Raw genomic sequence first — 439 nt, forward strand, 5'->3', positions numbered from 1 at the left:
TGGCAACTGCCGGCTCGGCAGCTGTAGGGCACGTTCAGCCCCGCGTCGTTGAGGGCATCGAGCAGGTTGCTGCCAGTGGGCACCGCCCAGCTCTTTGCGCCCACGCTAAGTTCAGGCATGGTAAGTCATTCTCCAACGGTCACCGGGTCACTGTAAGCCAAGCGCAAGGTGGCAGCAAAAACGATGCCCGCTAGTAGCCGACCAAGGTCCAGACCACACGCAGGTGTTTCGCGCAGTGAGGCGCGCTATACTGCCGCGCCCTTTTGCGTCGGCCAGCCTGCCGGCGCGCCTTGCAAGGCGCTTCGACACGCTGGTCGGCACCGTCGAACGTCTTTTTGAATGTTCCCGTCTTTAAGAGGAGCGCGCTGCATGACCGTGATCAAGCAAGACGACCTGATTCAGAGCGTCGCCGACGCCCTGCAATTCATCTCGTACTACC

At 61.3% G+C, this 439-nt stretch carries 1 protein-coding gene; it reads right to left on the reverse strand.

Translation table 11 applies throughout. The features are described 5' to 3' along the window. On the reverse strand, positions 1-119 hold a 119-nt coding region (locus tag J5M72_RS28770; RefSeq protein WP_207868337.1), incomplete at its 3' end, for a 2Fe-2S iron-sulfur cluster-binding protein. Between the last annotated feature and the right edge of the window lie 320 nt (positions 120-439).

Origin of the sequence: Pseudomonas sp. 58(2021) (assembly GCF_017491585.1) — a bacterium.
Taxonomy (GTDB): domain Bacteria; phylum Pseudomonadota; class Gammaproteobacteria; order Pseudomonadales; family Pseudomonadaceae; genus Aquipseudomonas; species Aquipseudomonas fluorescens_BT.